At 69.7% G+C, this 25,181-nt stretch carries 24 protein-coding genes and 1 tRNA gene; 14 read left to right on the top strand and 11 right to left on the bottom strand.

All coding sequences use genetic code 11. From position 1 onward, the window contains the following. From VGF64_14965 to VGF64_14985, 5 genes are all read left to right on the top strand, one after another. The coding region (locus tag VGF64_14965) for a ribonucleoside-diphosphate reductase (GenBank protein ID HEY1636063.1) at positions 1–1,728 on the top strand (1,728 nt) is incomplete at its 5' end. A gap of 35 nt (positions 1,729–1,763) precedes the next feature. Further along, positions 1,764–2,426, top strand: a complete 663-nt coding sequence (locus tag VGF64_14970; GenBank protein ID HEY1636064.1) for a DUF429 domain-containing protein — start codon at positions 1,764–1,766, stop codon at positions 2,424–2,426. Positions 2,427–2,482: 56 nt separating this feature from the next. After that, positions 2,483–3,190, top strand: coding sequence for a DUF4234 domain-containing protein (locus VGF64_14975; protein HEY1636065.1), 708 nt, complete (start codon positions 2,483–2,485; stop codon positions 3,188–3,190). A 94-nt stretch (positions 3,191–3,284) separates the two neighbouring features. Then, positions 3,285–4,007 carry a hypothetical protein gene (locus tag VGF64_14980; protein HEY1636066.1) on the top strand — a complete coding sequence of 241 codons (723 nt, stop codon included), beginning with the start codon at positions 3,285–3,287 and terminating at the stop codon, positions 4,005–4,007. A 247-nt stretch (positions 4,008–4,254) separates the two neighbouring features. Next, positions 4,255–4,908, top strand: coding sequence for a DUF4234 domain-containing protein (locus VGF64_14985; GenBank protein ID HEY1636067.1), 654 nt, complete (start codon positions 4,255–4,257; stop codon positions 4,906–4,908). A gap of 94 nt (positions 4,909–5,002) precedes the next feature. Here the strand turns inward: VGF64_14985 and VGF64_14990 are convergent, their stop codons facing one another. Together VGF64_14990 and VGF64_14995 are read right to left on the bottom strand one after the other, a co-directional pair. Further along, positions 5,003–5,437 (bottom strand): DUF4234 domain-containing protein, encoded by a 435-nt coding sequence (locus tag VGF64_14990; GenBank protein HEY1636068.1) that lies wholly within the window; start codon positions 5,435–5,437, stop codon positions 5,003–5,005. 162 nt (positions 5,438–5,599) lie between these two features. Continuing rightward, complete coding sequence (locus tag VGF64_14995) at positions 5,600–6,508, bottom strand: LLM class F420-dependent oxidoreductase (GenBank protein ID HEY1636069.1); 909 nt, start codon at positions 6,506–6,508, stop codon at positions 5,600–5,602. An 88-nt stretch (positions 6,509–6,596) separates the two neighbouring features. Here VGF64_14995 and VGF64_15000 point away from each other — a divergent pair, with 88 nt between their 5' ends. After that, positions 6,597–10,049 (top strand): TM0106 family RecB-like putative nuclease, encoded by a 3,453-nt coding sequence (locus VGF64_15000; GenBank protein ID HEY1636070.1) that lies wholly within the window; start codon positions 6,597–6,599, stop codon positions 10,047–10,049. A 41-nt stretch (positions 10,050–10,090) separates the two neighbouring features. Here the strand turns inward: VGF64_15000 and VGF64_15005 are convergent, their stop codons facing one another. The 3 genes from VGF64_15005 to VGF64_15015 all read right to left on the bottom strand — a co-directional run bounded on the left by VGF64_15005 (position 10,091) and on the right by VGF64_15015 (position 12,263). Continuing rightward, entirely contained in the window at positions 10,091–10,678 is a 588-nt protein-coding gene (locus VGF64_15005) for a transglycosylase family protein (GenBank protein ID HEY1636071.1), read from the bottom strand. Between the two features lie 487 nt (positions 10,679–11,165). After that, positions 11,166–11,933 (bottom strand): crotonase/enoyl-CoA hydratase family protein, encoded by a 768-nt coding sequence (locus VGF64_15010; protein HEY1636072.1) that lies wholly within the window; start codon positions 11,931–11,933, stop codon positions 11,166–11,168. An 81-nt stretch (positions 11,934–12,014) separates the two neighbouring features. Then, positions 12,015–12,263, bottom strand: coding sequence for a hypothetical protein (locus VGF64_15015; protein ID HEY1636073.1), 249 nt, complete (start codon positions 12,261–12,263; stop codon positions 12,015–12,017). A 146-nt stretch (positions 12,264–12,409) separates the two neighbouring features. Between VGF64_15015 and VGF64_15020 the strand changes: the two genes are divergently transcribed. Both VGF64_15020 and VGF64_15025 read left to right on the top strand, forming a co-directional pair. Then, positions 12,410–12,868 (top strand): Rrf2 family transcriptional regulator, encoded by a 459-nt coding sequence (locus VGF64_15020; protein HEY1636074.1) that lies wholly within the window; start codon positions 12,410–12,412, stop codon positions 12,866–12,868. 162 nt (positions 12,869–13,030) lie between these two features. Further along, positions 13,031–13,990 carry a sulfite exporter TauE/SafE family protein gene (locus tag VGF64_15025; protein ID HEY1636075.1) on the top strand — a complete coding sequence of 320 codons (960 nt, stop codon included), beginning with the start codon at positions 13,031–13,033 and terminating at the stop codon, positions 13,988–13,990. Here VGF64_15025 and VGF64_15030 read toward each other — a convergent pair. Further along, positions 13,902–14,816, bottom strand: coding sequence for a cobalamin-binding protein (locus tag VGF64_15030; protein HEY1636076.1), 915 nt, complete (start codon positions 14,814–14,816; stop codon positions 13,902–13,904). The genes VGF64_15025 and VGF64_15030 overlap by 89 nt on opposite strands. Before the next feature lie 209 nt (positions 14,817–15,025). On the opposite strand from VGF64_15030, the gene VGF64_15035 reads away from it, so the two are divergent. Continuing rightward, positions 15,026–15,685, top strand: a complete 660-nt coding sequence (locus VGF64_15035) for a peroxiredoxin (protein ID HEY1636077.1) — start codon at positions 15,026–15,028, stop codon at positions 15,683–15,685. A gap of 24 nt (positions 15,686–15,709) precedes the next feature. Here the strand turns inward: VGF64_15035 and VGF64_15040 are convergent, their stop codons facing one another. The 5 genes from VGF64_15040 to orn form a co-directional block, all read right to left on the bottom strand. After that, positions 15,710–17,452: a class I adenylate-forming enzyme family protein gene (locus VGF64_15040; GenBank protein ID HEY1636078.1), complete on the bottom strand. Its 1,743-nt coding sequence runs from the start codon at positions 17,450–17,452 to the stop codon at positions 15,710–15,712. Further along, positions 17,452–18,213 carry a dienelactone hydrolase family protein gene (locus VGF64_15045; protein HEY1636079.1) on the bottom strand — a complete coding sequence of 254 codons (762 nt, stop codon included), beginning with the start codon at positions 18,211–18,213 and terminating at the stop codon, positions 17,452–17,454. The genes VGF64_15040 and VGF64_15045 overlap by 1 nt, the downstream gene beginning before the upstream one ends. An 8-nt stretch (positions 18,214–18,221) precedes the next feature. Continuing rightward, entirely contained in the window at positions 18,222–19,256 is a 1,035-nt protein-coding gene (locus VGF64_15050) for an aldo/keto reductase (protein HEY1636080.1), read from the bottom strand. Between the two features lie 33 nt (positions 19,257–19,289). Then, positions 19,290–20,405 carry an MBL fold metallo-hydrolase gene (locus VGF64_15055; protein ID HEY1636081.1) on the bottom strand — a complete coding sequence of 372 codons (1,116 nt, stop codon included), beginning with the start codon at positions 20,403–20,405 and terminating at the stop codon, positions 19,290–19,292. Between the two features lie 61 nt (positions 20,406–20,466). Next, positions 20,467–21,003 carry an oligoribonuclease gene (gene orn, locus VGF64_15060; protein HEY1636082.1) on the bottom strand — a complete coding sequence of 179 codons (537 nt, stop codon included), beginning with the start codon at positions 21,001–21,003 and terminating at the stop codon, positions 20,467–20,469. Positions 21,004–21,161: 158 nt separating this feature from the next. Here orn and VGF64_15065 point away from each other — a divergent pair, with 158 nt between their 5' ends. From VGF64_15065 to VGF64_15085, 5 genes are all read left to right on the top strand, one after another. Next, positions 21,162–22,040: a DivIVA domain-containing protein gene (locus VGF64_15065; protein ID HEY1636083.1), complete on the top strand. Its 879-nt coding sequence runs from the start codon at positions 21,162–21,164 to the stop codon at positions 22,038–22,040. Between the two features lie 96 nt (positions 22,041–22,136). Next, positions 22,137–22,574, top strand: a complete 438-nt coding sequence (gene dut / locus VGF64_15070; protein HEY1636084.1) for a dUTP diphosphatase — start codon at positions 22,137–22,139, stop codon at positions 22,572–22,574. Between the two features lie 18 nt (positions 22,575–22,592). Further along, entirely contained in the window at positions 22,593–23,468 is an 876-nt protein-coding gene (locus VGF64_15075; protein HEY1636085.1) for a DNA-formamidopyrimidine glycosylase family protein, read from the top strand. A 41-nt stretch (positions 23,469–23,509) separates the two neighbouring features. After that, entirely contained in the window at positions 23,510–24,997 is a 1,488-nt protein-coding gene (locus tag VGF64_15080) for a wax ester/triacylglycerol synthase family O-acyltransferase (GenBank protein ID HEY1636086.1), read from the top strand. A 16-nt stretch (positions 24,998–25,013) separates the two neighbouring features. Then, positions 25,014–25,089, top strand: a tRNA-Gly gene (locus VGF64_15085). Positions 25,090–25,181 lie beyond the last annotated feature (92 nt).

Genomic DNA, 25,181 nt, shown 5'->3' on the forward strand with positions numbered 1-25,181 from the left:
GAGTACATGCACCTCGACAACTCGGCGTGCAACCTGGCGAGCCTCAACCTGCTGAAGTTCCTCGACGACAACGGGGACTTCGACGTCGAGGGGTTCAAGGCCGCCGCCACGGTGCTGTTCACCGCCCAGGAGATCCTCGTCGGCAACGCCGACTACCCCACGGACAAGATCGCCGAGACCTCCCGCCGGTTCCGTCAGCTCGGGATCGGCTACGCGAACCTGGGCGCGCTGCTCATGGCGCAGGGACTGCCCTACGACTCCGACGAGGGCCGGGCGTGGGCGGGGACCCTGACGGCCCTGCTCACCGGGCAGTCGTACGTCACGTCGGCGCACACCGCCGCTCGCATGGGCCCCTTCGCCGGGTACCACTCCAACGCTGACGCCATGCGCGGGGTGCTGCGGATGCATCGGGAGGAGGTCGCTCGCATCGACGAGGAGCTGGTCCCGCCCGACCTGCTCTCGGGGGCGCAGGCGGCCTGGGACTCGGCGGTCGAGCTCGCCGACGAGTTCGGTGTGCGCAACTCGCAGGCCAGCGTCATCGCTCCGACGGGGACCATCGCCCTGCTGCTGGACTGCGACACGACCGGTGTCGAACCCGACTTGGGCCTGGTGAAGACCAAGAAGCTGGTCGGCGGGGGGACGATGTCCATCGTCAACCAGACGGTGCCGCGGGCTCTGACCCGCCTCGGTTACACGAACGAGCAGGTCGCCGACATCGTGGCCTATGTCGATCAGCACAAGTCGATCGTCGGTGCGCCCCATCTGGCCGCATCGGACCTGCCGGTCTTCGCCTGTTCGATGGGGGACAACACCATCCACTACACGGGCCACGTTCGCATGATGGCGGCCGTCCAGCCGTTCATCTCGGGTGCCATCAGCAAGACGGTCAACATGCCCGAAGAGGCGACCGTCGAGGACATCGAGCAGCTCCACATCGACGCCTGGAACCTCGGGATCAAGGCCGTCGCCATCTACCGTGACAACTGCAAGGTGGCGCAGCCCCTTGCCACCACCAAGATGGCCAGCGCGGCCGTCTCACCGGCCATGGCCCACGACCAGGAGCTCGCGGTCAAGGTCAGCGAGCTGGAGCAGGCCCTGCAGCATCAGACGACCGTGGTCGTCAAGCAGCCGATCCGGGAGCGGCTTCCACGAAGGCGACGGTCGAGCACCTTCGCGTTCCGGGTCGCCGACTGCGAGGGCTACGTGACCGTCGGTGAGTACGAGGACGGGAGGCCGGGCGAGGTCTTCATGAAGGTGTCCAAGCAGGGGTCCACCCTCGCCGGCATCATGGACGCCTTCTCCATCTCCGTCAGCCTCGGCCTGCAGCACGGGGTGCCGCTCGCCACCTACGTGCGCAAGTACACCAACATGCGCTTCGAGCCCGCGGGCATGACCGACGACTCCGAGCTGCGCATCGCGAGCAGCCTGGCCGATTACATCTTCCGGCGCCTGGCAGTGGACTACCTGCCGGCGGAGGAGCGGATCGAGCTCGGGATCCAGACGACCAACGAGCGGATCCAGCCCACCCTGCCGGGCGTCGAGGAGGACTCGACGCCGAGCACCGGGGTGGTCGAGGTTCCCTCGGCGCTCAGGGGGCCCGCTGGGACCACCGCCGCCTGGCCCGAAGCCAAGGACGCCCCCTACTGCTACCAGTGCGGGAACGCGATGCAGAGGGCCGGCTCGTGCTACGTGTGCTCCACCTGCGGCACCACCAGCGGCTGCTCGTGAGCAGTCGGGTTTGACGTCGCCCTAACCTCCCCGGTGTGCGATCGCTGGGCATCGATGTCGGCCAGCATCACCACGACGCCGTGCTCCTGGATGGTCGCGCCGTCGCCCACGCCCCGGTGCGCTTCTCCGACCCCAGCCGGCTCGATGAGCTCATCGACGTCTGGCGTCCCGAAGTCGTGGCCATCGACTCTCCGCCTTCCTTCGCACCCAGCGGCACCTCCCGCGCCGCCGAGCGCTCGCTCCATCGCCGGGGCATCCGGATCTTTCCCTGCCCGTGCGCCGAGCGGGCCGAAGGCAACGCCTTCTTCGACTGGATGCGCGCCGGATTCGGCGTGTTCGCCACGGCGGCGAGGGCGGGGTTCGCGGTGGGCCTCGATGCCTCGGCGGTGCACGGTCGGGCCATCGAGGTCTATCCCCACGGCTCGGCCGTGACCCTGCGGGGGGCCCGCCCCGCGGCTGGGACGTTGCGGACATCTCGTCGCAAGCGGGCCTGGCGGGCCGAGGTCCTCGCCGACAACGGCGTGTGGGTGGACGATCGGGCCACGGTCCATCAGGTGGACGCCATGCTCGCTGCCCTCACCGGTGGCCGCGCGCTCGAGGGCGTCGCCAGTGCCGTGGGCCGACCCGAGGAGGGTGTGATCGTCGTCCCTGTGCCAGCGCTCCTCGACCACTACGAGGACGAACCAGCAAGCCCGTGATTGGGCACCGCGATCCTCCACGCGTCGTGACTTGCCACCCTGTACCCTCCACCGTTATGAGTAGCTTCCCTCCGCCATCGGGAGGCGTCACTCCGGCCAGTGGGGGAGTGGGGCCGCCAACTGCCCAGCCGATCGATCAGCTGCGCCTCGCTTACCAACGGCGCAACGAGACCGACTACATCTTCAACTTCTGGACGGCGCTGGGTTGGACGGTACTGACGCTCGGGATCTTCAGTTACTACGTGTACTACCAGCTCTTCCGGCGCATGCGGGACCACAACATCCGTCGCCTGGAGCTGCTGGAGGCGGCGAGGACGTATGCCTGGCAGCTGGCGGGCCAGCAGGGCCTCCAGGACGAGCTGCGTCCGAACTTCGAGCGGGCCGCGTCGCACGAGGAAGTGATGCGCCAGATGACCACGGATTTCCGCGATCCTCTTATCTGGCTGCTGTTGATCTGGTTGACCGGCATAGCGGGGATCATCGGCTTCGTCCTGCTCGACGGCGACCTGGTCAAACACGACACTGCCGAAGGCGGCGTGGAGTCGGAGCTGGCGACCATCTACGCCCGCCTCGGGCGCCCGATTCCACAGCCCGACCCCGCCCGGATCAAGGGCAAGCACAACTACGTCGCCCGCGTCATCGTGTTGATCGTCACCTTCGGGATCTACGGGTTCTGGTGGTGGTACAACATGCTGCAGGAGCCCAACGAGCACTTCGAGACCAACTGGGTCTGGGAGGACGCTCTGGCCCAGGCGTCCCAGTAGTCCGTCTCGCCGGACCGGTCCTGTCCAAGGGATCGCTCGTCGACCGGTTGGGAATGACAGCCGGGGGTCGCTCGGACCGCTAGCCTCGATCGGCATGACGGTTCCGGCAACTCCGGGCGGCTCCTCGTGGGGAGTCGGGCCCGCGGGGCCGCCAGCCGTCCTCCCCATCGACCGGCTTCGTCAGGCGTACCAGCGCCGCCACGAGAGCGACTACATCTTCAACTTCTGGACGGCGCTGGGGTGGACGATCCTGACCTTGGGGATCTTCTATTTCTACGTCTTCTACCAGCTCATGCGGCGCATGCGGGACCACAACATCCGCCGCTTGGAGCTGCTCGACGCGGCGAGGGACTTCGCCTGGGAAGTCGCGGGTCGCCAGGGCCTCCAGGATGAGCTGCGCCCCAACTTCGAGCGGGCCGCCACGTATCTCGAAGGTCTGCGTCGCATGACAACCGACTTCCGGGAACCGAGCATCTGGCTCCTGTTGTCGATCGTCGGCGGAAGGCTGGGCGTCGTCGAGATCATCGCCTACGTCTTCCTTGACGCTGATCTCGTCAAGCACGACACCGCCGAGGGCGGGACAGAATCCGAGTTGGCGACGGTCTTCTCCCGGCTTGGCCACCCTGTCCCCCAGCCCGATCCCGCTCGGATCAAGGGCAAGCACAACAACGTCGCACGCGTCATCGTGAGCGTCGTCACCGTGGGGATCTATGCCTTCTGGTGGACGTACAACATGATGAACGAGCCGAATCGGCACTTCGAGATCAACTGGGCCTGGGAGGACTCGCTGGCCCAGGCGGCGCAGGCATTGCAGTAGCGGAAGGCGCAATCGGTCTGAGCCCGGTACGGTTCGCGCTGGTACCATTTTGGCCAATTCCACGGCGGAGGAGATTGCAATGAGCGACGCACCGTCGGCCGGTTCGTCCGGCCCTGATTGGCAGCACCAAGCCTCGACGTCCAGCGATAGCGGCACCGACACATGGAGTACGTCGCAAACGCCCACGGCGCCGCCGCCGGGAGGGGGATTTGGGGCCCCCGCGGCGCCGCCGCTGGAGAAGCTGCGTATGGCCTACCAGCGGCGCAATGACACCGATTACATCGCCAAGTTCTGGTCAGCCCTGGGTTGGGGAATACTGACCCTCGGGATCTTCTATCTCTATATGTTCTACCAGCTCATTCGGCGTATGCGGGACCACAATGCTCGTCGCCTGGATCTGCTGGACGCGGCCAACGCCTACGCCTGGGAGGTCGCGGGTCAGCGCGGTCTACAGGAGGAGCTGCGCCCGAACTTCGAGCGGGCGAGCGCCGGCCTGGAGAACTTGCGTCGCCTGGGCACCCAGCTCCGTGACCCCACGATGTGGCTGGTGATCCTCATCGCTGCGTATTGGCTCACCTACATCGGCGGCATCGTCGTCTACTTCATCGTGTACTGCGGTCTCGACGGGAACCTGATCAGCCACGACAGCGCCGAGGGCGGGGTCGAGGCCGAGCTTTCCATCATCTACTCACGCCTCGGTCAGCCCGTGCCCCAGCCCGATCCGGCTCGCCTCAAGGGCCCGCACAACTATGTGGGTCGCATCATCGTTTCCATCGTCACCCTCGGCATCTACAACCTGTGGTGGACGTACAACATCATGAAGGAGCCCAACGAGCACTTCGAGATCAACTGGGCGTGGGAGGACTCGCTCGCCCAGGCGGCCCAGGCGCTGCATCAGTAATCACGCCTCATAGTGAAAAGGCCGGCTCCACCGCATCGGGTGGAGCCGGCCTCTTCATGTTCTCCGCTCCCGTTGGGGAGCGACGTCGTCTGAATCAGGCGGGTGCCTCGGCGCCCTTGCTGACCCAGTAGTCGTTGAGCGCGCGCTGCATCTTGATGTACCAGATGAGGCTACCCACGAGGGGCAGGAGGAACCACAGTCCCTGAATGGTGCGAACGGGTGACTCGACGCCATCGCGCTGGTAGAGCTTGGTCTCGATCTCGTTGGCGATCAGGAAGTACGTCACCGGGCTCAGGAAGAAGTAGATCACCGTCCCGAGACCCCCACCGACGCCTTCCCCGGTGTACAGCTTGATGTCCTCGTGCTGGCGGTAGACCCACACGTAGGACCAGATACCGATCGTGACGATCGTCAGCAGGATCTGCGTGCCCGGCGAGGTCGTTCTCCCCACAACGCCGGTCGCTTGACCTGCAACCCCCTGCTGCTGCCAGGGCTGCGCTGCCGCGGCGCCCTGAGACGGGTCAGCCATAATTCGTCTCTCCTCCCCTTGGCCCCATTGGCCTTTCGTACGCATAGTACAGACTGCGCGCCGATTCGGCCCGGGTGACCGGTATCCCCATTGCCAGCTGGCGCTCAGGCCCGGCGCGGGGCGGGACCGTGGCGCCGCTGCCCCGGCGGGCCAGGAGGGTCGTCAGCCCTTGGCCAGGGTGGCGATCAGGCCGACGGTATGGCTGATCTCGTCCGCCGAGCCGAAGGGTGCTGCGCTGAAGTCGGTCGCCCCCGCGTCAGCGACGGCCTGGATCTGGCTGGCCACTGATTCCTCGTCTCCGACGATGGCGACGTGGGCGGGCCCCTCGGCGCCCTCGCGGTCGAGCATGGCCCGGTACGAAGGGAGCTGTCCGTAGATGGCGAAGGTCCGGTCGGCGGTCTCCCGCGCCCGCTCGACGTCCGTCGTGACCGCCACCGGGAGGCCGACGGCGACGCGCGGGGGTGGTTTTCCTGCGTCCTCGGCGGCTTTGGTGATCGACGGCACGATGTGCGACGCGATCGTGGCCGGGCCGGTCATCCAGGTCACCGTGCCGGCGGTGCGCTGGCCGGCCAGCTTGAGCATGGTAGGGCCGAGCGCGGCCAGGAGCACCGGCGGCGGCTCGTCGACCACGACGTCGAGCGGGGCCATGGTGTTGGCGCTCACCGTCTCGCCCTGGTGCGACACCGCTTGACCGTCGAGCAGCGGCATCAAGGCCGACAGGTACTCGCGCATGTGCCGGGCCGGACGGTCGAACGAGTAGCCGAACATGCCCTCGATGACGATCTGGTGCGACAGGCCGATGCCGAGCACCAGCCGTCCGCCCGTCGCCGCCTGGGTGGTGAGCGCCTGGGCGGCCAGCATGACGGGATGCCGGGGGTAGGTGGGGACGACCGCGGTACCCAGCTCGATGCCCGGCACCTCTCGACCCACCACGGCGAGCAGCGTGAGCGCGTCGTAGCCGAAGATCTGTGAGCACCAGGCGGTGGCAACACCCTGCTCGGCCAGCTTCGAGACCTGCTCTACCACTCCGTCGATCGGCTTCGAGACGTCGATGATCACACCATGGCGCATGACCAAACCTTAGGCGAGCCGCTCGCCCCGCCGGCGCCCGCGAGCACAGATCCGCTGGGCTGTCACACCCCTTCGCCATACTGGCCAGGTGGAAGTGATCGACGGGCGGATCGTACTCAGCCCCACCGACCTGAGCGCTTACCTGGCCTGTCCCCACCTGACTCGTCTGGAGCTGGCGGCAGCCTGGGGCGAGATCGTCAGGCCGGCGCGGGAGGACCCCGAGCTGGATGTGCTCGCCCGGCGGGGGGAGGACCACGAGCGTCGCCATCTGGAACGGCTGCGCGCCGAGGGCAAGGAGATCGTCGAGATCGACCGGGGCGACGGGAGGGCAGGGCTGGCGGGATTGCGCGCCGCCGCGGATGCCACGGCCGCCGCCATGGTCGCGGGCGTCGAGGTGGTCTACCAGGCCACGTTCTTCGACGGACACTGGCGGGGCCACGCCGACTTCCTCGGCCGGGTGGAGCGGCCGAGTCGGCTCGGGTCCTGGAGCTACGAGGTGACCGACACGAAGCTGGCCCGCCGGGTCAAGGCCGCCGCCATCCTCCAGCTGTGCTCCTACTCCGAGCAGGTGGCGCGAGTGCAGGGGACGGCGCCCGAGCACATCCACGTGCTGGGTGGCGACGAGATCTCGCGCGCCTATCGCCTGAGCGACTACGCCGCGTACCACCGGGCGGTCAAAGCCAGCTTCGAGGAGACAGTCGAGGGGCCGGGGCTGCAGACGTATCCGGAGCCCGTTCCTCACTGCGGCATCTGCCGATGGTCCGAGGTCTGCGAAGGCCGCCGGCGCCAGGACGATCATCTGTCGCTCGTCGCCGGCATGCGGCGGAGCCAGGCTCGCCGCCTGGTTACGGCGGGCCTGCCGACGCTGACCACCCTGGCCTCGTCGTCCGACACCGCCGTGGCCGGTGTCGGGACCCGTGCCTTCGAGCGCCTGCGGGGCCAGGCCCGCCTCCAGCTCGACCAGCGCCGTACTGGTGAGGTGCGCTACGAGCTCATCGAGCCCGTCGAGGCGGGACTGGGACTGGCCGCGCTGCCCAGCCCGTCGCCGGCCGATCTCTTCTTCGACATGGAGGGCGACCCCTTCGCCGGTGAGGATGGGCTGGAGTACCTGTTCGGCGTCGTCGAGGTCGCCGGAGGCCAGCCGATGTACCACGCCTTCTGGGCTCACGATCGGTCAGAGGAGCGCGAGGCGTTCGAGCGATTCGTCGACCTGGTCATGGCTCGCCTGGACGATCAGCCCGATCTGCACGTCTATCACTACGGCTCCTACGAGCCGGCGGCCCTCCGGCGGCTCATGGGCGTCCATGCCACCCGCGAGCAGGCCGTCGACCGCCTGCTGCGCGGCACGGTGTTCATCGACCTGCACCAGGTCGTGCGCCAGGGAGTCGTCGTGTCCCAGGAGTCGTACTCGATCAAGAAGCTCGAGCCGCTGTACATGGCCGCTCGGGACGGCGCCATCACCGATGCCGGCTCGAGCATCGTCGCCTACGAGCGGTGGCTGGAGACCGCAGAGCAGATCCGGCTCGACGAGATCGCCGAGTACAACCGGGCCGATTGCGAGTCGACGTGGCTGCTGCGCGACTGGCTCGAGTGCCGACGGACCGAGGCCGAGCGCCAGCACGGCGAGCCGCTGCCCCGGCCGCAGCCGAGCTCGGGTGAGCCGGGTGCCGAGCAAGCGGCGGCCGAGGCGGAGACCGAGGCGCTCGTGGCGAGGCTCACCGGTGGCATCGCCGACGAGCCCGACCTCCGCACGCCACCTGAGGCCGCCACCTGGCTGTTGGCCCAGCTCCTCGACTGGCATCGCCGGGAGGACAAGCCCGAGTGGTGGGCGCACTTCAGCCGCCTGGAGCTCAGTGACGACGAGCTCGTGGACGACCCGGAGTCGATCGGCGAGCTCGAGTACGCCGGGGTCGTGGGCGGAGTGGGGCGCTCGCTCGTCCACCGGTACCGGTTTCGGTCCGGCCAGGAGCACAAGGTGTCGGTTGGCGACAGCGTGCTCGATCCTCGCACCGGGGCGCGGTGTGGGACCGTCCACGCCCTGGACGATGTCGACGGCGTGCTGGATCTACGCCGCGGCCGCGGGTCTGGCGTGCCCCAACCGACCTCGGTCATCCCCGACACCCCGAGGCTCACCACCGTGCTCCGCCAGGGCCTGGGCCGGGTCGGCTGCTCGGTGGCCGACCACGGCATCGATGGCCCCGGACCGTACCGGGCCGTGCGCGACCTGCTCATGAGGCGGCCACCCCGGCTCGGGGAGCTGCCGCTCGGTCAGCCGCTGCAGGCTGCTGACGAGCAGCCGCTCGATGCCGCCCGACGACTGACCCCGCGCCTCGACGGGACGTGCCTGCCCGTTCAGGGGCCTCCGGGCTCGGGCAAGACCTTCACGGCCGCCCACATGATCGTGGACCTGGTGCGGTCCGGCCGGCGTGTCGGCATCACGGCCACCACCCACAAGGCCATCACCAACCTCGTGGATGCGGCCTGCTCGTGCGCTCGCGAGGCTGGGCGGCGGCTCTCCGTGGTGCAGAAGGGCGAGGAGGATCGCGCCTCCACCTCGCCGATGGTCGAGGTCGTCGGCGACAACCAGCTCGTCGTCGCCCGGCTGGCCGCGCAGGAGGCGCAGGTCGTCGCCGGTACACCGTGGCTGTTCGCCCGCCCGGAGCTTGCCGGTGCGGTGGATGTGTTGTTCGTCGACGAGGCGGGGCAGATGTCACTCGCCAACGTCGTCGCCGCGGGCGCTGGGGCGGACAGCATCGTGCTGCTCGGCGATCCGCAGCAGCTGGCCCAGCCGTCGAAGGGGGCGCACCCGCCGGGTGCGGGCGTGTCGGCACTCGAGCACCTCCTCGGTGACCACGCCACCATCCCGGCCGACCGGGGTCTGTTCCTCGCCACCACGTGGCGGCTGCACCCTGCCGTGTGCGACTTCGTCTCCGACGCCTTCTACGAGGGGCGACTCGAGCCCGATCCGGCGTGTCACCTCCAGCGTCTCGACGAGGGGGGCTGGGCCGGCGGTGCCGGCGTACGGTGGCGCCCGGTGCACCACGAGGGGAACCGGACGAGCTCCGCCGAGGAGGTGCGCGAGGTCGTGGCGGGGGTCGAGGCGCTCGTGGGTCGACAATGGACCGATCGCGACGGTCGGCGGCGGCGGGTGGGTCTCGGCGACATCCTCGTTGTCTCGCCGTACAACGCCCAGGTGGCGCGGCTCACGACTGCATTGCCGTCCGGCGCCCGTGTAGGGACCGTCGACCGATTCCAGGGCCAGGAGGCCGCCGTGGTGATCTTCTCCATGGCCACCTCGTCGACGGCGGACCTGCCCCGCTCCGTCGAGTTCCTCTACAGCCTCAACCGCCTCAACGTGGCGGTGTCGAGGGCGCGGGCCCTGGTCGTGCTGGTGTGTTGTCCCGACCTCCTACGCGTGCGGTGCCGGACGCCTCGGGAGATGCGCCTGGCCAACGCGCTGTGTCGGCTGGCCGAGCTGGCTGGCGACGACGCCGACGACAAGGCTGACACCGGGGGCGGTCGTGAGCAGCTGGCCGGCTAGCCCACGACCGCCGTCACCCGGGTGAGATGCGCACTTCGGTGTCAGCGCAAACCGAGCTTGGCACTGCACGAAGGCCACGGTTCCCAGCCGCGCTGGGCCTGCAGCTGCTTGGCCGCCTGGTCCTGCATGGCCGGAGGAGCCTGATCGGGCCGGCCGGGGTACCCGAGGCTCGACCAGGTGCCCTGGTCGAACTGGTAGGCCCCGTAGAAGCCGTTACCGGTGTTGTCCTGGTAGTTGCCGCCTGACTCGCACTGTCGGAGCTGCGCCCACACGCCCCCGGCGAGTGACGACGCATCGGCGGTGGCCACCGCCTGGGGCTTCGGTGGAGGTGGTGGTCGCGTTGGCGGGGTGGACCGTACCGGGGCAGGGGGCGGCGGGGGAGGTGGAGGTGGAGGCGTCGGCAGGGGGGGTGCAGGCTCGTCGTCCGTGAGGGTCGACATCGCCTCGGTGTAATCGGACGGGACCGAGGACATGGCCTTGGCGCTGGCGGTGCTCTTTCGGTTGGTCTTGCTGGGCGTCGTCGACCCAGCGGACTGGGACAGCTGGACGCCGACGGCGGAGAGGACGAGCACGGAGCTCGCCACGAGCATTGGGAGCGAGAGAGATGCGGATGGCTGCTGCTTGCGCATCTTGCGCCTCCTTGAAGTCACGGAAAGCCCGGAGGGCTTCAGGTGTGGCCTAGGAATGCGGGCAGCCCGTCACTTTCGCATGCGACTCGCGAGCCGGTGCTCTGTTGGCCGGCTCGGGACGACTACGCAGGTCCGTACGAGGTGCGGACGGACGTGACCCTGTTGGATGCTCTTTTTGGTGGCGCCTCCTTGTCATCGGGAGGTGGTCGGGTGGTCGTCAGGTCAGATCGGACGGACCGACCCGACGGCTGGGAGTGGGCGCGAGCTCAGCGACGGAGAAGGGCTACAGCGCTCCCGGCCGCGACCGATACCCTCAACGAGGACAAAGGACACCTGTCCGGCTCGAGCCGCTCCTCGCTTCGCCCAGCTGAGGCACGCGGCCGCTTGGTAGGTTCGCTCACTTTATGCGGCCCCGCGCACGGAACGGCAACTCTCAGGCCCGATCGCGGCAGCCGCGTGACCAAGGTCACACCTGAACCAGCGGCGGTCAGGCCGAGCCGTGCCTCCCCTGGCCAGCTGCGAAACGCTGAGCGCCGCTGAGTGTCTCGCCCGACTCGATCGTGGCCAGTCCGAGACGGACCTCGTTGACCATTGCCTCGTGCTCGCTCATCCCCCACTGCTCGTAGGCGGACCGGCGGTCGCTCCGCAGGCACCGCTGCGGCAGCCCAGCCAGCTGGTGGGCCAGCTCCGTCGCTGCGGCGATGGCCCGTCCGGGTTCGCTGAGGCGGTTGGCAAGGCCCATCTGGAGGGCCTCCTCGCCACCGACGCCGCGACCGGTCAGGATGAGATCCATGGCCCGGCTGTGACCGATGAGGCGGGGCAGGCGCACGGTACCCAGGTCGATCAGGGGAACGCCGAACCGGCGGCAGTACACGCCGAAGACCGCGTCCCGGGCGGCGACCCGCAGGTCGCACCACAGGGCCAACTCGAGCCCACCGGCGACGGCGTGCCCCTCGACGGCCGCCACCACCGGCTTCGAGAGCTGCATCCGGGTGGGACCCATGGGCCCGTTGCCCTCGGGAGAGACCGATACGGGCCGGGGCTCTCCCGAGGCCAGGGCCTTGAGGTCGGCCCCCGCGCAGAAGGTGCCGCCCGCGCCGGTCAGGACGGCGACGGCCAGACGAGGGTCGGCGTCGAAGCCGGCGAAGGCATCGGCCAGGGCGACAGCGGTGGGGCCGTCGACAGCGTTGCGGACCTCGGGCCGGTCGATGGTGACGACTGCGACCGGCCCGTCAGTGGTGAGGCTGACGGTCATGGCGCACCATTGTGGTGCCTGGCGTCGGGACCGTCGCCCGGCCGGCTCCGGCCCGGATCGGGGGGTGGCTCAGGCCACCGATCAGGCCACCGGGGCCAGGTGCATCTGGGTGGCCCGGATGGCGGCGATACCCGACTCGAGGTAGGCGACGAGGTCGTCAGGGGTGCCACTCAAGGTGACACCGAGGCCGAGGCGCTCGTGCATGACCAGCAGCACGTCGCCGGTGGGGATCCGGCCGCCATTGTGAAAGTCATGGGCGGCGACTGTCACCGGTGCGGGCTCGTCGGCGGTGACGCTGAGATGGACGTGAGCGCTGTGCACAGCAGGCATGCTCATCCTTCCTGGTGCGTGGCCCGGGTCGACACCTCGTCTCCGAGGGTGCCTGTCCCGGCCGTGTGTGACTAGGAACTAGTTCGCCACCTGGGCGCCGGCGTCCTGTCACTGCGGGGTCGCCCCGAGGCGGTCAGAATGGCTCTGTGCGCATCTCGGCGAAGGCTGACTACGCGATCAGGGCCGTCGTCGAGCTGGGGTCCCTCGACGACAGCAGGCCGGCCAAGGGCGAGCAGCTGGCCGCCGCGCAGGGGATCCCGTTGCGCTTCCTCCTCAACATCCTCCAGGACCTGAAGCGGGCCGGCATCGTGGACAGCCACCGAGGGTCGGAGGGCGGCTATCGGCTGGCCCGTCCGCCCGACGCCCTGCCGCTCGCCGACATCATCCGCGCCGTCGAAGGTCCGCTCGCTCAGGTTGGGGACACCCGCCCGGAGGAGCTGCACTATGCCGGCCCGGCCACGTCCCTCAGCGAGGTGTGGATCGCCGTGCGGGCCAACCTCCGGGCCGTGCTGGAGGAGGTCACCGTCGCCGACGTGACCGAGGGAGCCCTGCCCAAGACGGTGCGAGATCTCGCGGCTGACCCGGAGGCCTGGGTCTCCCACTGAGCTCGACGGGTCGCGACCCCGGCCGACGGGCTGGCGACCGGCGGCCGGTACGGCGCGCCCGCTTGCCCGGGTTCTCTACTAACCTGATCGGCAAGGTCAACTTAGGGCCTCGGGGGTCGCGCAGCGCCACCTGCGACGGCACCCTCGGGCACTGGGGGCAGCGTGCACATCGATCCTCTGGTTGTCGTCGCCAGCTTGGTCGTCGGGGTCCTCGTCGGTACCACCGGCATGGGCGGTGGCGCCCTCATGACCCCCATCCTGGTGCTGCTCTTCGGCATCCAGCCCCTCGCCGCCATCTCCAGCGACCTGGTATCCGCCGCCGTCATGAAGCCGGTGGGCGGCCTCGTCCATCTGCGTCGTGGCACCGTCGACACCAGCCTCGTTCGCTGGCTGGCCGCGGGATCGGTCCCTTCCGCCTTCGCCGGTGTGCTCGTCGTCAAGGCCCTCGGCAGCGCCAGCGGCGTTCAGGACGCGCTGACAGTGCTGCTCGGCACCGCCCTGCTCGTTGCCACGGCGGCCATCGTGGCCAAGGAGGTGCTCCCGCGCCTGCGCCCCCGGCTGTCAGGCAGCACGGCAGGTCACCACGAGACGGCCCGCCGCGCCCCTCGAGTCGCCGTCCGACCCCTGGCGACCTTGGCGATCGGTGTCCTCGGCGGACTGATGGTCGGGATGACGTCGGTGGGGTCCGGCTCGCTGATGATCGTCCTGCTCCTCATCCTGTATCCGGCGCTGTCGCTCTCGGTCCTCGTGGGGACGGACCTGGTGCAGGCCATTCCCCTCGTCGCCTCGGCGGCCCTCGGCCATCTGATCTTCGGCGACGTCAAGCTGGGGCTCACCGCCTCACTGATCCTCGGCAGCCTGCCCGGTGTCTACGTCGGGGCCCGGTTCTCGAGCCGGGCCCCCGACCGCCTCATCCGGCCGGTGCTGGCCGTGGTCCTGTTCCTCAGCGGGCTCAAGTTCGTCGGCGCCACCACGGTCATGCTCGGCTGGTCACTGGCGGCGATCCTGGTCGTGGCCGGGCTGGCGTGGCGACTCAACCTCCGACCAAGGCGATTGTCCCCGGCGGCGGAGGTGGAAGCGCATCAGGGTGCAGTGCCCACGCCAGAGACTCGAGCCCGCTGACGACCCGGGGTCCCGGACGCGAGAAATACGAGGAGGCGTCGGCGGCCAGCACCCGACCGGCGCGCCCCGCCGGGCTGGCGGCGACCTCGGGCCGGGTGAGGAGCTCCCGGGCCTGCGAGAGGGCCTGGTCCAGCCCGTAGCCGCAGGGGATGAACACGATCACCTCGGGTCGAGCGGCGCTCACCTCGTCCCAGGTCACCCGGCGGGACGGCTGGCCGGCCTCGGCGGCCAGCACCCGACCTCCGGCCCGTTCGACCATCTCGGGGACCCAGTGGCCCCCGGCGAACGGCGGGTCCAGCCACTCGAGGGTGAGGGTGGCCGGTCGGGGAAGCCCTCGGGTGGCGGCCTCGACCCCGGCGACCCGCGCCCGCAGCCCGGCGACGAGCTCGCCGGCCTGCGCGTCCCGGCCCGCCCGCCGACCAACCTCGCCGATGCCGTCGAGGATGTCGTCGAGGGTCGAGGGATCGAGAGAGATGACTTCGGCGTGGCATCCCATGGTCGCCAGGGCGTCCTCCACCTGACCGGAGGGCACGGCGCAGACCCGACAGAGATCCTGGGCCAGGATCAGGTCCGGCTGGGCCCTGCCGACGGCCTCGGCGTCGATCGAGTACAGCGGCGCACCCTGGTCCACCTGCTCGCCGACCAGCCGGTCGATCTCGGCGGGCGGCGTGGCGTTGTCGAGCGGCAGCACGGTCCGTGACATGACGGGCTTCGCTGCCGCCTGGGGCGGGAAGTCGCACTCGCAGGTCACCCCGACGAGCTGGTCCTCCAGTCCCAGGGCGTAGACGATCTCTGTCGCCGAGGGCAGAAGGGAGAGGATCTTCATCCACCGACATCGTACGAGGGCGGGCTCACATCCAGAGCAACGGCGGTGTGGTGCCGACGCCCGGTGGTCGGCGCCGCCGGGGCGCGAAAGATGACCCGACCGGTCGACTTTCGTGGGCTGAGCAGGTAAGGTCTCCTGCACATTCGACGACATCGTGATCGACGACAATCGTGATCGACGCCAATTCGTGATCGACAGGGAGGTCGACTATGGCCGTTCAGCTTGGGGATACCGCTCCCGATTTCGTCGCTGACACCACCGAGGGCGAGATCAAGTTCCACGACTGGCTCGGCGACAGCTGGGCCATCCTGTTCTCGCATCCCAAGGACTTCACCCCGGTGTGCACCACCGAGCTCGGCTACTTGGCCAACATCAAGCCCGAGTTCGACCGCCGGGGCGTGAAGCTCATCGGTCTGTCCGCCGACCCAGTCTCCGACCACAAGAAGTGGGCGAGCGACATCAAGGAGACCCAGGGCACGGCGCCCAACTACCCCGTCATCGGCGACAGCGACCTCTCGATCTCCAAGCTCTACGGGATGCTGCCGGCCGACGCGAGCGGCGGAAAGCGCACGCCGGTGGACAACCAGACCGTCCGCAACGTCTATGTGATCGGCCCGGACAAGAAGATCAAGCTCATCCTCGTCTATCCCATGTCCACCGGCCGCAACTTCGACGAGGTCCTGCGGGTGGTCGACTCGCTCCAGCTCACGGCCAAGCACAAGGTGGCGACCCCGGCGAACTGGAAGCAGGGCGAGGACGTGATCATCGGAGGGGCGGTCTCCGACGAGGACGCCAAGAAGGCCTTCCCGGAGGGCTGGAAGGCCCCGAAGCCCTACATCCGGATCGTGCCCCAGCCCAGCGGCAAGTAGCAGCGCTCGGCACGGGCGGCCCGTTCAGGTCTCCGCCGACGCCGGGTCGACGAGCTCCTCCCGCAGCTCCCGTTTGAGCACCTTGCCCGCAGGGTTGCGGGGGAGCGGCTCGTCACGCAGCCATATCCGAGCCGGCACCTTGAAGGCGGCCAGCCGGGCCGCCACGTGGGCGCGCAGCTCCTCTGCCCCGATGTCGACACCGGGTCGGAGCTGCACCACCGCGCCCACCTCCTCGCCGAGCACCGGGTGGGGAATGCCGATGACGGCAGCGTCGGTGACCCCCGGGTGCTCGAAGAGCACGGCCTCGACCTCGACCGAGTAGACGTTCTCGCCGCCTCGGATGACCATGTCCTTGGCCCGGTCGACGATGTGGACGAACCCCTCGTCGTCGATCTCGGCCACGTCGCCGGTGTGCAGCCATCCCTCGGTGAAGGTGGCGGCCGTCGCCTCCGGGTTGTCCCAGTACCCGCGCACCACGTTGGGGCCCTTGACCCAGAGCTCGCCAGCCTCGCCGGTCGGGAGCTCGGCACCGTCCTCGTCGACGACCTTCAGGTCGACCACCGGGACGGGCGGGCCCACGCTGTCGGGCTTGCGCTCGTAGTCGGATCCGCTGTTCATGGTCGTGAGCGAGGATGTCTCGGTCAGGCCGTAGCCGTTGGAGGGGTGGCCGGTCGGGAAGTGGGCCTTGATCCGCCGGACCAGCTCGGGCGGGGCGGGCGCACCGCCGTAGCCGATGCTGGTGACGCTCGAGGTGTCGCGGCGGGAGAAGTCCGGCGAGTCCAGGACCTGCCACACCATCGCCGGCACCCCGCCGAAGTTCGTGATCCGCTCGCGTTCGATGAGCTCGAGGGCCCGCTCGGGGTCCCAGCGGCGCATGATGACCAACTTGCCCCCCGAGGCAGTGTTGGCGACGAGTACGGAGTGGCAGCCCGTGGCGTGGAACAGGGGCACGCTGAGCAGGTTGGCGTTCTGGCCGCCGCTGTCGCCGCGGTCGCCGCCGCCGGCCGGGCCGCCCGTCGCCCGCAGGCCGCCCTGCATGGCCACGAAGAAGAGGCTCATGAGGTTGGTACAGATGTTGCGGTGGGTACCGACCGCCCCCTTGGGCCTGCCGGTCGTGCCCGAGGTGTAGAAGATCGTGGCGTCGTCCTCCGGGCCGAGGTCGACTTCGGGAAGCGCGGCGTCGGCAGCCGGGATACCGAGCACCTCCTCGAAGCGGTCGTGCGCCGGCGAAACGGCGTCGTCCGCCCGGGCGACGATCACCCGGTCCAATCCGAGATCGCCAAGGTGTGGCGCCAGTCGTTCGACCCGCTCGGCGTCCGCGAACAGCAGCCTGGCCCCGCAGTCGTTGAGGGCGAACGTCAGCTCCGGCCCGGTCCACCAGGCGTTGAGCGGCACGACGACGGCGCCGGCGGAGGCGGCCGCCCAGAAGGACATGACCCATTCGGGGAAGTTGCGCATGGCGATGGCCACGCGGTCGCCCTTCTGCAAGCCGTAGTCGTCGGTCAGCCTCCGGGTGAGGGTGGCCGCGGCACGGAAGTGCTCTTCGTAGGTGCTCCGCTCGTCCTCGTAGACGAGATAGCTCGCGTCACCGTGGCCCCGTGACAGCTCCAGGACAGCCCGCAAGGTCGGCGGGGCCAGCTTCCACACCCTGGTCGGCACTCCGCGGATCACTTCCTCGCCGATCTCGAACATCTGCCCGGGAGCCGTGAGAGTGGCCGTGGCGTCGGCCAACGAGAGCTGCGCGTTCTGCGGACGCGGATCGGTCATCAGGAACCTGCCTTCATAGCGGGGGCACGCAGGTGCTCGGCGAAGAAGGCGAGCATCCTGCGCCAGGCGTCCTCGGCCGCCTTCTCGTCGTAGCCCAGGTGCATGGGATCCGGCCCCGGAATTCGGCCCATCCACTCCGGCCTGCCTTCAGAGGAGAGAAACGAGTGCCCGACGCCCTCGTACACCTTGATGTCGTGCGGGACTCCGAGGGCCCGCAGGTGCTCTTCGAGGCGACCGGGGGCTGAACGCAGCGTTCGATCGAGGGCGCCGTAGCTGGCCACAACGGGGCACACGCCCTCGAGCTGGGTTCGGTCCTTGGGCACGATGCCGTAGTTCACGCCGGCTGCGCCCACCCTGCCCCGCGCGCCGAACGCGAGCGCGAAACCGCCCCCCATGCAGAAGCCGACCACGCCCACGCGGTCACCATCGGTGTCCGCTCGGTCGGCGAGCGCCCGTCGGGTCGCCTCGATGTCGGCGAAGGCGCCGCCCTGGGTCCGGGTGGCCAGGTCGCGCATCACCCGGACCATGCACAGCGCGCGGTTGCCGCCGCTCGAGTACAGGTCGGGCGCCAGGGCTACGTAGCCTTCGGTGGCGAAGCGCGCCGCGTGTCGCCTGATGTCGTTGTTGAGGCCGAACGCCTCGTGCAGGACCACCATGCCGGGATGGGGCCCGTCGCCGTCAGGCAGCGCCAGGGCTCCCCGCAGCGAGCGCCCGCCGGGCGCAGGGATGGTGATGTCCGTGGTCGGCGGGCGCGTGCTCACGGCGCTCCTCAGCTGCGCTGGGCGCGGCGACGTCGCCACGCGGACTCGAGGGCGGGAGGCGTGTAACCGGCGTCGCCGGGCTCGATGTTCGTCCCGGGAGCCACGAGCTCGTCGATCCGGTCGAGCACGTCGTCGCTCAGGACCACATCGGTGGCGCCCAGCTGGCCCTCGAGGTGCTCCATCGTGCGGGGCCCGACGATCGCCGACGTGACCGCGGGGTGCACGAGCACGAAAGCCAGTGCCAGGTGCACGAGCGAGCACCCGGCCTCGGCCGCCACCTTGGCCAGCTCCTCCACGACGTCGTGCTTGCGGTCGTTCTCGGGACGGCTCGGATCGAAACGGCCGCCCATCCGTGCTGCCCGGGAGTCCCGCGGTGCCGCTTCACCGCGGCGGTAGCGGCCCGCGAGCCACCCGCCGTTGAGCGGGCTCCACGCGATGACTCCCATGCCGTACCGCTGACAGGTCGGTAGTACCCCGCCCTCGATGCCGCGGGCCAGGATCGAGTACGGCGGCTGCTCGCAGCGGATCCGCTCCCTGCCCCGCCGCTCGGCGACCCATTGGGCCTCGACGATCTCCTCGGCCGGGAAGGTCGAGCTGCCGATGGCCCGCACCTTGCCGGAATGGACGAGGTCCGAGAGGGCCGAAAGCGTCTCGTCGACGTCACACGACGGGTCGGGGCGGTGGGCCTGGTACAGGTCGATCCAATCGGTGCCCAGGCGACGGAGGCTGTTCTCGCACTCCTGCACGATCCAGCGCCGGGAGTTCCCCCGCTGATTGACGTCCTCACCCATCGGAGCGTGGAACTTGGTGGCCAACACGACGTTGTCGCGTCGTCCGGCGAGGGCCTTGCCGACGATCTGCTCGGACTCCCCGTTGGAGTAGATGTCGGCGGTGTCGACGAAGTTGATGCCGGCGTCGAGCCCGGCGTGGATTATCCGGACCGACTCGTCGTGGTCGGGGTTTCCCCATGCCCCGAGCATCATGGCCCCGAGGCAGAGGGGGCTGACCTTGATGCCCGTGCCGCCGAGCGTGCGGTGGTCCATGGTGCTCCTTCCGACGGTGCCCGCCCCTGTTCCTCAGGCCGGCGTGCTCGAGTGTGCCTCTGATTCGATCACGTACACCAGCCCGTCGCTGCCCTCGTAGCGGTGGGCCTCGCCTGCCAGCCGGAGGTGCTCGAGGTGGGCGTAGGTCTCGCTCTCGGCCATGTGGCCCCAACGATCACGGCGGAACAGCTCGTGGGAGAAGTCGCTCACCGTCGCCGGCCCGAGGGCGGCGGCGATGGCGCGGACACGGTCGAGGCGCTCCACGTGGTGGGCCTTGATCGCCGCGATCCTGCCGGTCAGATCGCCGAAGGGATGGCCGTGGGCGGGGAGCACGTCGGTGACCTCGCCCAGGGCGGCGACCTTGTCGAGGGAGGCGACGAAGTCGGCCAGCGGGTCACGGCCGGACCCGATGCCTGCCACGTGCGGCGTGATGGTGGGCAGCACGTGGTCGCCGGACAACAGGACATTTCGCTCGGGGTCGTACAGGCAGATGTGGTCGAGGGTGTGACCGGGCGAGTGCACGGCCACCCACTCCCGGCCGGCGAGCCGAAGGACGTCACCGTCGCGGACCCGCCGCGTGGGCCGGGGCGACACGAAGCCGGGGACCAGGCGGGTGCGCATGATCCGGAACGCCAGGCGCTGACGCCACGGCGGCTTGAACTTCCTGCCGCCCCACGGCACGGGCTCACCCCAGGGGTTGGGTCCCGAGCTCTCCGGGCTTTTCTCGTCGCCGTCTCCGCCGGTCTCGTCGCCACGGCCACCCGGGCTGTCGTTGGTGCACGGCTCCGAGTCGGACCCGGTCGACCAGGTGCGGAAGCTGGCGTGCGACACCAGCTCCGCCTGCGCCTCCTGGGCGAGCCGGCCCGCTCCCCCGAAGTGGTCGGGATGGGAGTGGGTGACGATCACCGTGTGCACGTCCCTGATCCGCAGCCCGGCCCCCCGGAGCCGGTGGGTGAGCGCCCGCCAGGACGAGGGTCCTGGCACACCCGGATCCACGATCGCCGCGCCGTCCTCGTCGAGGAGCGCATAGCAGTTGACGTGGCCGAGCCCCGGCATGCGGATGGGAAGCTGCATCCGGAGCACGTTCGGCCCCACCTCGCTGACCGTCTCTGCGGCCGGCTCCTGCTCCTGCTTGGGGGCTCGCTCCATCACCGACACCCTAGTTGCTCGACGGCGCCAGCTTGACTGGCCGGTCAAGAGATTCGCGCCCTCAGACGGGGCGAAAAATGGCCGAGCGGTAGTACGCCAGCTCGGCCACGCTCTCTCTGATGTCCTCGAGCGCCCGGTGCCCCGAGGCCTTCTCCGGGGCGGCGGCGAAGGCCTCGGGGTACCACCGCCGGCACAGCTCCTTCACCGTGGACACGTCGATGGAGCGGTAGTGGAGGTGGTTTTCGACTGCCGGGAGGTACGCGGCCAGGAACCTCCGGTCGGTGCCGATCGAGTTGCCGCACAAGGGAGCCGTGCCGGGCTCGGGCACATGGCGGCGGACGAAGTCGAGTGTCCGGGCTCCGGCCTCCTCCAGGGTGACCGAGGAGGCCTCGATCTCGGCCCGCAGGCCGCTGCGCTCGTGCATGCTCCGGACGGGCTCCACCATCGCCATGAGTGCCTCCCGTGGCGCCGAGATGACCAGGTCCGGTCCCTCCTCGACTACCGTCAGCTGGTCGTCGGTGATTAGACTGGCGATCTCTACAATGACGTGGCGGGTGGGATCGAGTCCCGTCATCTCCAGGTCCATCCACACCAACACGGCCGCATCGTAGGTCGAGGATCCAGACTCGCGGTTTGCTGGGGCATGCCACGGGTAGCGTGGTGTGACTTGGGGCGATCGCGGGAGCCGGCGTCGAGGCCGGCCCAAGAGCACAGGCTGACAGCGATTCGACAACAGGAGAGGACGACCGAGAGCCGATGACCGAGCATGCTGCCGAGCGACCCCGGTTCGCCATTGTGATGCGGGGTTACGACCGGGATCAGGTCGATGCCTACCTGGCGGAATACGAGCGATGGGCTGGTGACGCCCAGTCGCACATCGAGGCGGGGGAGGCCCGCCTGGCCGCCGCGGCCCGCCGTGTCCACAGCCTGGAGTCCAAGGTTGCCGATCTCGAGGAGCGCTCGGGCGACACCCTGCCGCCCTCGGTCCGGTCGCTGGGCGAGCGGGCCGAGCAGATCCTTCGAGACGCCTGGGAAGCGGCCCAGGAGCTGCGAAGCAACATCGTGTCCGAGGCCGAGGAGGAGCGGGAGAAGGCCCGTCACGCCTCCGACGAGCTCGTGGCCGCGGCTGAGGGGCAGGCGGCCGAGATCGCCGAGGACGCCCGCAGCCAGCGCGAGGGGGCCGGCGAGGAGGTGGAGCGCGCCCGCCACCAGGTCGAGCATTTCATCAAGGAGGCCGAGGAGTCAGCCGAGGAGCGGGCCAAGGCGGTCTGGGACGAGGCCCAGGTCCAGCTCTCGGATGCCCGCGAGGAGCTGGATCGCCTCGAGGACCAGCGCCGGGCGACGCTCGGCGAGCTGGCCCGCCTGCGCGAGCTGCTCGAGGGCGTGATCGGCGGCGGCAACGGCCCTCGCGGCCCGGGTGGGGCGCTTCCCCCCGGTGGTGATTCCGAACCGGTGGACGCGACCAGGGAGACGGCGCGCGTCGAGCGCGACCATGCCGCCGACGAGACCCGTGAGGTCGGTGGGGATAGTCGAACGCAGCGCGTGCCGCGGGTGTCCGATGACACCGACGATCAGGCCGCGCCGCGTCAGCGCCGGGCGAACGGGGATCGCCGCCCAGCGACCAAGAGCGCCTGACGCCGCGGCGGGAGGCCGGCCCCGAGAGTCCGGCGGACCGGGAGCTGGCTGCCGGTCGCCGGCGGTGGCCGGAGTGGACGACGGTATGGTCGGGGCGTGATCGACGTGGCCGTCAGGCGGCTCGACCCTGAGCTGCCCCTTCCCACCTACGCCCGCACCGGCGACGCCGGCGCCGACCTGGTGGCGCGGGAGGATGCCACGCTGCAGTCCGGTGGCGGTCGCGCTCTCGTGCCGACCGGCGTGGCCCTGGCCATTCCCGACGGCTTTGCAGGGTTCGTCCAGCCCCGCAGCGGGCTGGCTCTCGCCCACGGGGTGACCTGCCTCAACACACCGGGCCTCATCGATGCCGGCTACCGAGACGAGATCCGGGTCCTGCTCGTCAACACCGATCCCAGCACCGTCTACCGCGTGCACCGTGGCGACCGCATCGCCCAGCTGGTGATCCAGCGGGTCGAGGCGGCGGGGTTCCGTCCGGTTGAGCAGCTGCCGCAGAGCCAGCGTGGCACCGGTGGCTTCGGCCACACGGGCCGCTGAGGGTCCGAGGAGCGCACCGTGCCCGAGCTTCCCGAGGTGGAGGCCCTTGTTCAGTTCCTCGACGGCCGACTCAAGGGCCAGACGATCGCCAAGGTGGAGCTGGGCGCCATCTCCGCCCTGAAGACCTTCGACCCACCGCTCGACGCCCTTCACGGGCGGGACGTCGCGGGGGTTGGTCGACGTGGCAAGTACCTGCTCTTCGAGACTGCATCGACGGGCACCTCTGAGCCGCTCTGGCTGGTGCTGCACCTGGCGCGGGGTGGGTGGGTGCGATGGCGCGACGAGCTGCCGACGTCGTTGGTCAAGCCCGGGAAGGGGCCGCTGGCCCTGCGGGCGCGCCTCGCCACCGGCGCCGGCTTCGAGGTGACCGAGGCGGGCACGGAGAAGCGGCTCGCCGTCTGGGTGGTGCGGTCCCTCGAGGACGTCGAGCCGCTGGCCCGGCTGGGCCCCGAGGCCCTCGACCCCGCCTTCGACGTGGGCGCCCTCGAGACGGCCCTGGCGAAAGGAACGACGCTCAAGGGAGCCCTCACGGACCAGGAGGCCATCGCCGGGATCGGCAACGCCTATTCGGACGACGTGCTGCACGCGGCCCGGCTGTCGCCGTTCAAGCCGGCGGCCAAGCTCACCCGACCGGAGCTGCAGCGGCTGTTCGACGCGTTGGTCCAGGTGCTGACGGATGCGGTCGAGCGATCGGAGGGCCTGCCGGCAGCGGGACTCAAGGCCGAGAAGCGAGCGGGCATGCGGGTCCACGGGCGTACCGGCGAGCCCTGCCCGGTCTGTGGCGACCGCGTCCGGCAGGTGGCTTTCGCGACGAAGTCGCTGCAGTACTGCCCGACGTGCCAGACGGGCGGCCGACCGCTTGCCGATCGCCGGCTCTCCCGCCTGCTCAAGTAGCATCGGAGAACTGCGAGCCAGTTCGGGGGAGGTTGATTGGTATGCAGCGCCTCAGCGGCCTCGATGCCACCTTCTTGTACATGGAGACACCTCACATGCACATGCATGTGGCGTCGACGTGCGTCTTCGATCCGGCCGACGTGCCGGGCGGGTACTCGTTCGACAGGGTCCGGGCCATGGTGGAGAACCGGCTGCCCCTGGTGCCGCCGTTCCGGCGCCGACTGGTGCAGGTGCCGTTCGCCCTTCACCATCCGCTGTGGATCGAGGACCCTGACTTCGACCTCGACTACCACCTGCGCCGGGCGTGCCTGCCGTCTCCGGGCGGCCACCGGGAGCTCGCCGACTTCGCCGCCGACTTTCTCAGCAGACCACTTCACCGGAGCAGGCCGCTGTGGGAGATGTACGTGGTCGAAGGACTCGAGGGCGGCTTGGTCTCGGTCGTGACGAAGACCCACCACGCCGCCATCGACGGCGTTTCGGGCGAGGAGCTGACGGTCAACCTGCTCGATCTGCAGCCCGAGCCCGTGGTCGTACCGCCTCCTGACCCCCCGTGGCATCCCGACAAGATCCCCACCGACTTCGAGCTGGTGGGCTGGGCGCTCTTCTCGCTGTCTCGTCAGCCGTTGGCCGCGACCAAGGCCCTCCGCCGGACGATCACGACCGCTCTCAACCTGCGCCGGCGGAACCGCCTGCCCGGTGCCGCGCCCCCACCGGCGCCCTTCAGTGCTCCCCGGACGTCCTTGAACACGTCCATCACACCCCATCGACGGTTCGCGTTCGCCGAGGTGTCCCTTGACGACGTCAAAATGGTGAAGAACGCGCTCGGCGGGAGCGTGAACGATGTGGTGCTCGCGGTCTGCTCCGGCGCCCTGCGGCGCTACCTGTCCGAGCGGGGAGAGGAACCCGAGTCGTCGCTCGTGGGCATGGTGCCGATCTCCGTGCGTACCAAGGACGAAGGGGCCTCGCTGGGCAACCAGGTCACGGCCATGCTGGTGTCGCTGGCGAGCGACGTCGACGATCCCGTGGAGCGCCTGCACGCCATCAGCAGCGGGGTCAGCATGGCCAAGGAGCAGGAGAAGGCAATTGGAGCCGACACACTCACCAACTGGGCCGAGTTCGCCGCTCCGGCGGTGGCCGCCCGGGCGGCGCGACTCGTCTCGAACATGCGGGTCTTCGATCGGGTCCGGCCGCTGTTCAACGTCGTGATCTCCAACGTGCCCGGTCCAAACGTGCCCCTGTACTCGGTGGGGGCCCGCATGGTGGCGATCTACCCGATGGGACCGGTAGCCGAGGGCGTCGGGCTCAACATCACGGTGATGAGCTACATGGGCTCGATGTACTTCGGTCTGGTCGCCGGCAGGGAGGCCGTTCCTGGCGTCGACGCAATTTCGCGGCACATCGTCGACGCACTGGAGGAGCTCAAGAAGCCAGCCGACCGGGCCATGGCTGCCGTCAACCGGCCCGCTCGTGCGCCCCGCCGGCCGGCAGGTGAGCGAGGCTCGAGGAGGAGATCGGCAGATCGGTCCTGATAGGATCGATCGCCACGCGGACGTGGCTCAGTTGGTAGAGCATCACCTTGCCAAGGTGAGGGTCGCGGGTTCGAGTCCCGTCGTCCGCTCCAAGAACGGCCCATCCGCCGAGCAGTCGACCCATAGTCCCCGCCATCGCGATCGCCACAGCACTTCTCCTTCGGCGCATGATGAGTCGTCTGGT

The sequence above is a fragment of the Acidimicrobiales bacterium genome, assembly GCA_036491125.1.
GTDB lineage: Bacteria > Actinomycetota > Acidimicrobiia > Acidimicrobiales > AC-9 > AC-9.

Excerpts from the sequence above, each read along its gene's own strand:
- VGF64_14975 (HEY1636065.1), top strand. The coding sequence starts at position 2,483 with ATGAGTAGCTTCCCTCCGCCATCGGGAGGCGTCACTCCGGCCAGTGGG.
- VGF64_14980 (HEY1636066.1), top strand. The coding sequence starts at position 3,285 with ATGACGGTTCCGGCAACTCCGGGCGGCTCCTCGTGGGGAGTCGGGCCC.
- VGF64_14985 (HEY1636067.1), top strand. The coding sequence starts at position 4,255 with ATGGCCTACCAGCGGCGCAATGACACCGATTACATCGCCAAGTTCTGG.
- VGF64_14990 (HEY1636068.1), bottom strand. The coding sequence starts at position 5,437 with ATGGCTGACCCGTCTCAGGGCGCCGCGGCAGCGCAGCCCTGGCAGCAG.
- VGF64_14995 (HEY1636069.1), bottom strand. The coding sequence starts at position 6,508 with ATGCGCCATGGTGTGATCATCGACGTCTCGAAGCCGATCGACGGAGTG.
- VGF64_15005 (HEY1636071.1), bottom strand. The coding sequence starts at position 10,678 with ATGCGCAAGCAGCAGCCATCCGCATCTCTCTCGCTCCCAATGCTCGTG.
- VGF64_15010 (HEY1636072.1), bottom strand. The coding sequence starts at position 11,933 with ATGACCGTCAGCCTCACCACTGACGGGCCGGTCGCAGTCGTCACCATC.
- VGF64_15015 (HEY1636073.1), bottom strand. The coding sequence starts at position 12,263 with ATGCCTGCTGTGCACAGCGCTCACGTCCATCTCAGCGTCACCGCCGAC.
- VGF64_15030 (HEY1636076.1), bottom strand. The coding sequence starts at position 14,816 with ATGAAGATCCTCTCCCTTCTGCCCTCGGCGACAGAGATCGTCTACGCC.
- VGF64_15035 (HEY1636077.1), top strand. The coding sequence starts at position 15,026 with ATGGCCGTTCAGCTTGGGGATACCGCTCCCGATTTCGTCGCTGACACC.
- VGF64_15040 (HEY1636078.1), bottom strand. The coding sequence starts at position 17,452 with ATGACCGATCCGCGTCCGCAGAACGCGCAGCTCTCGTTGGCCGACGCC.
- VGF64_15050 (HEY1636080.1), bottom strand. The coding sequence starts at position 19,256 with ATGGACCACCGCACGCTCGGCGGCACGGGCATCAAGGTCAGCCCCCTC.
- VGF64_15055 (HEY1636081.1), bottom strand. The coding sequence starts at position 20,405 with ATGGAGCGAGCCCCCAAGCAGGAGCAGGAGCCGGCCGCAGAGACGGTC.
- VGF64_15065 (HEY1636083.1), top strand. The coding sequence starts at position 21,162 with ATGACCGAGCATGCTGCCGAGCGACCCCGGTTCGCCATTGTGATGCGG.
- VGF64_15080 (HEY1636086.1), top strand. The coding sequence starts at position 23,510 with ATGCAGCGCCTCAGCGGCCTCGATGCCACCTTCTTGTACATGGAGACA.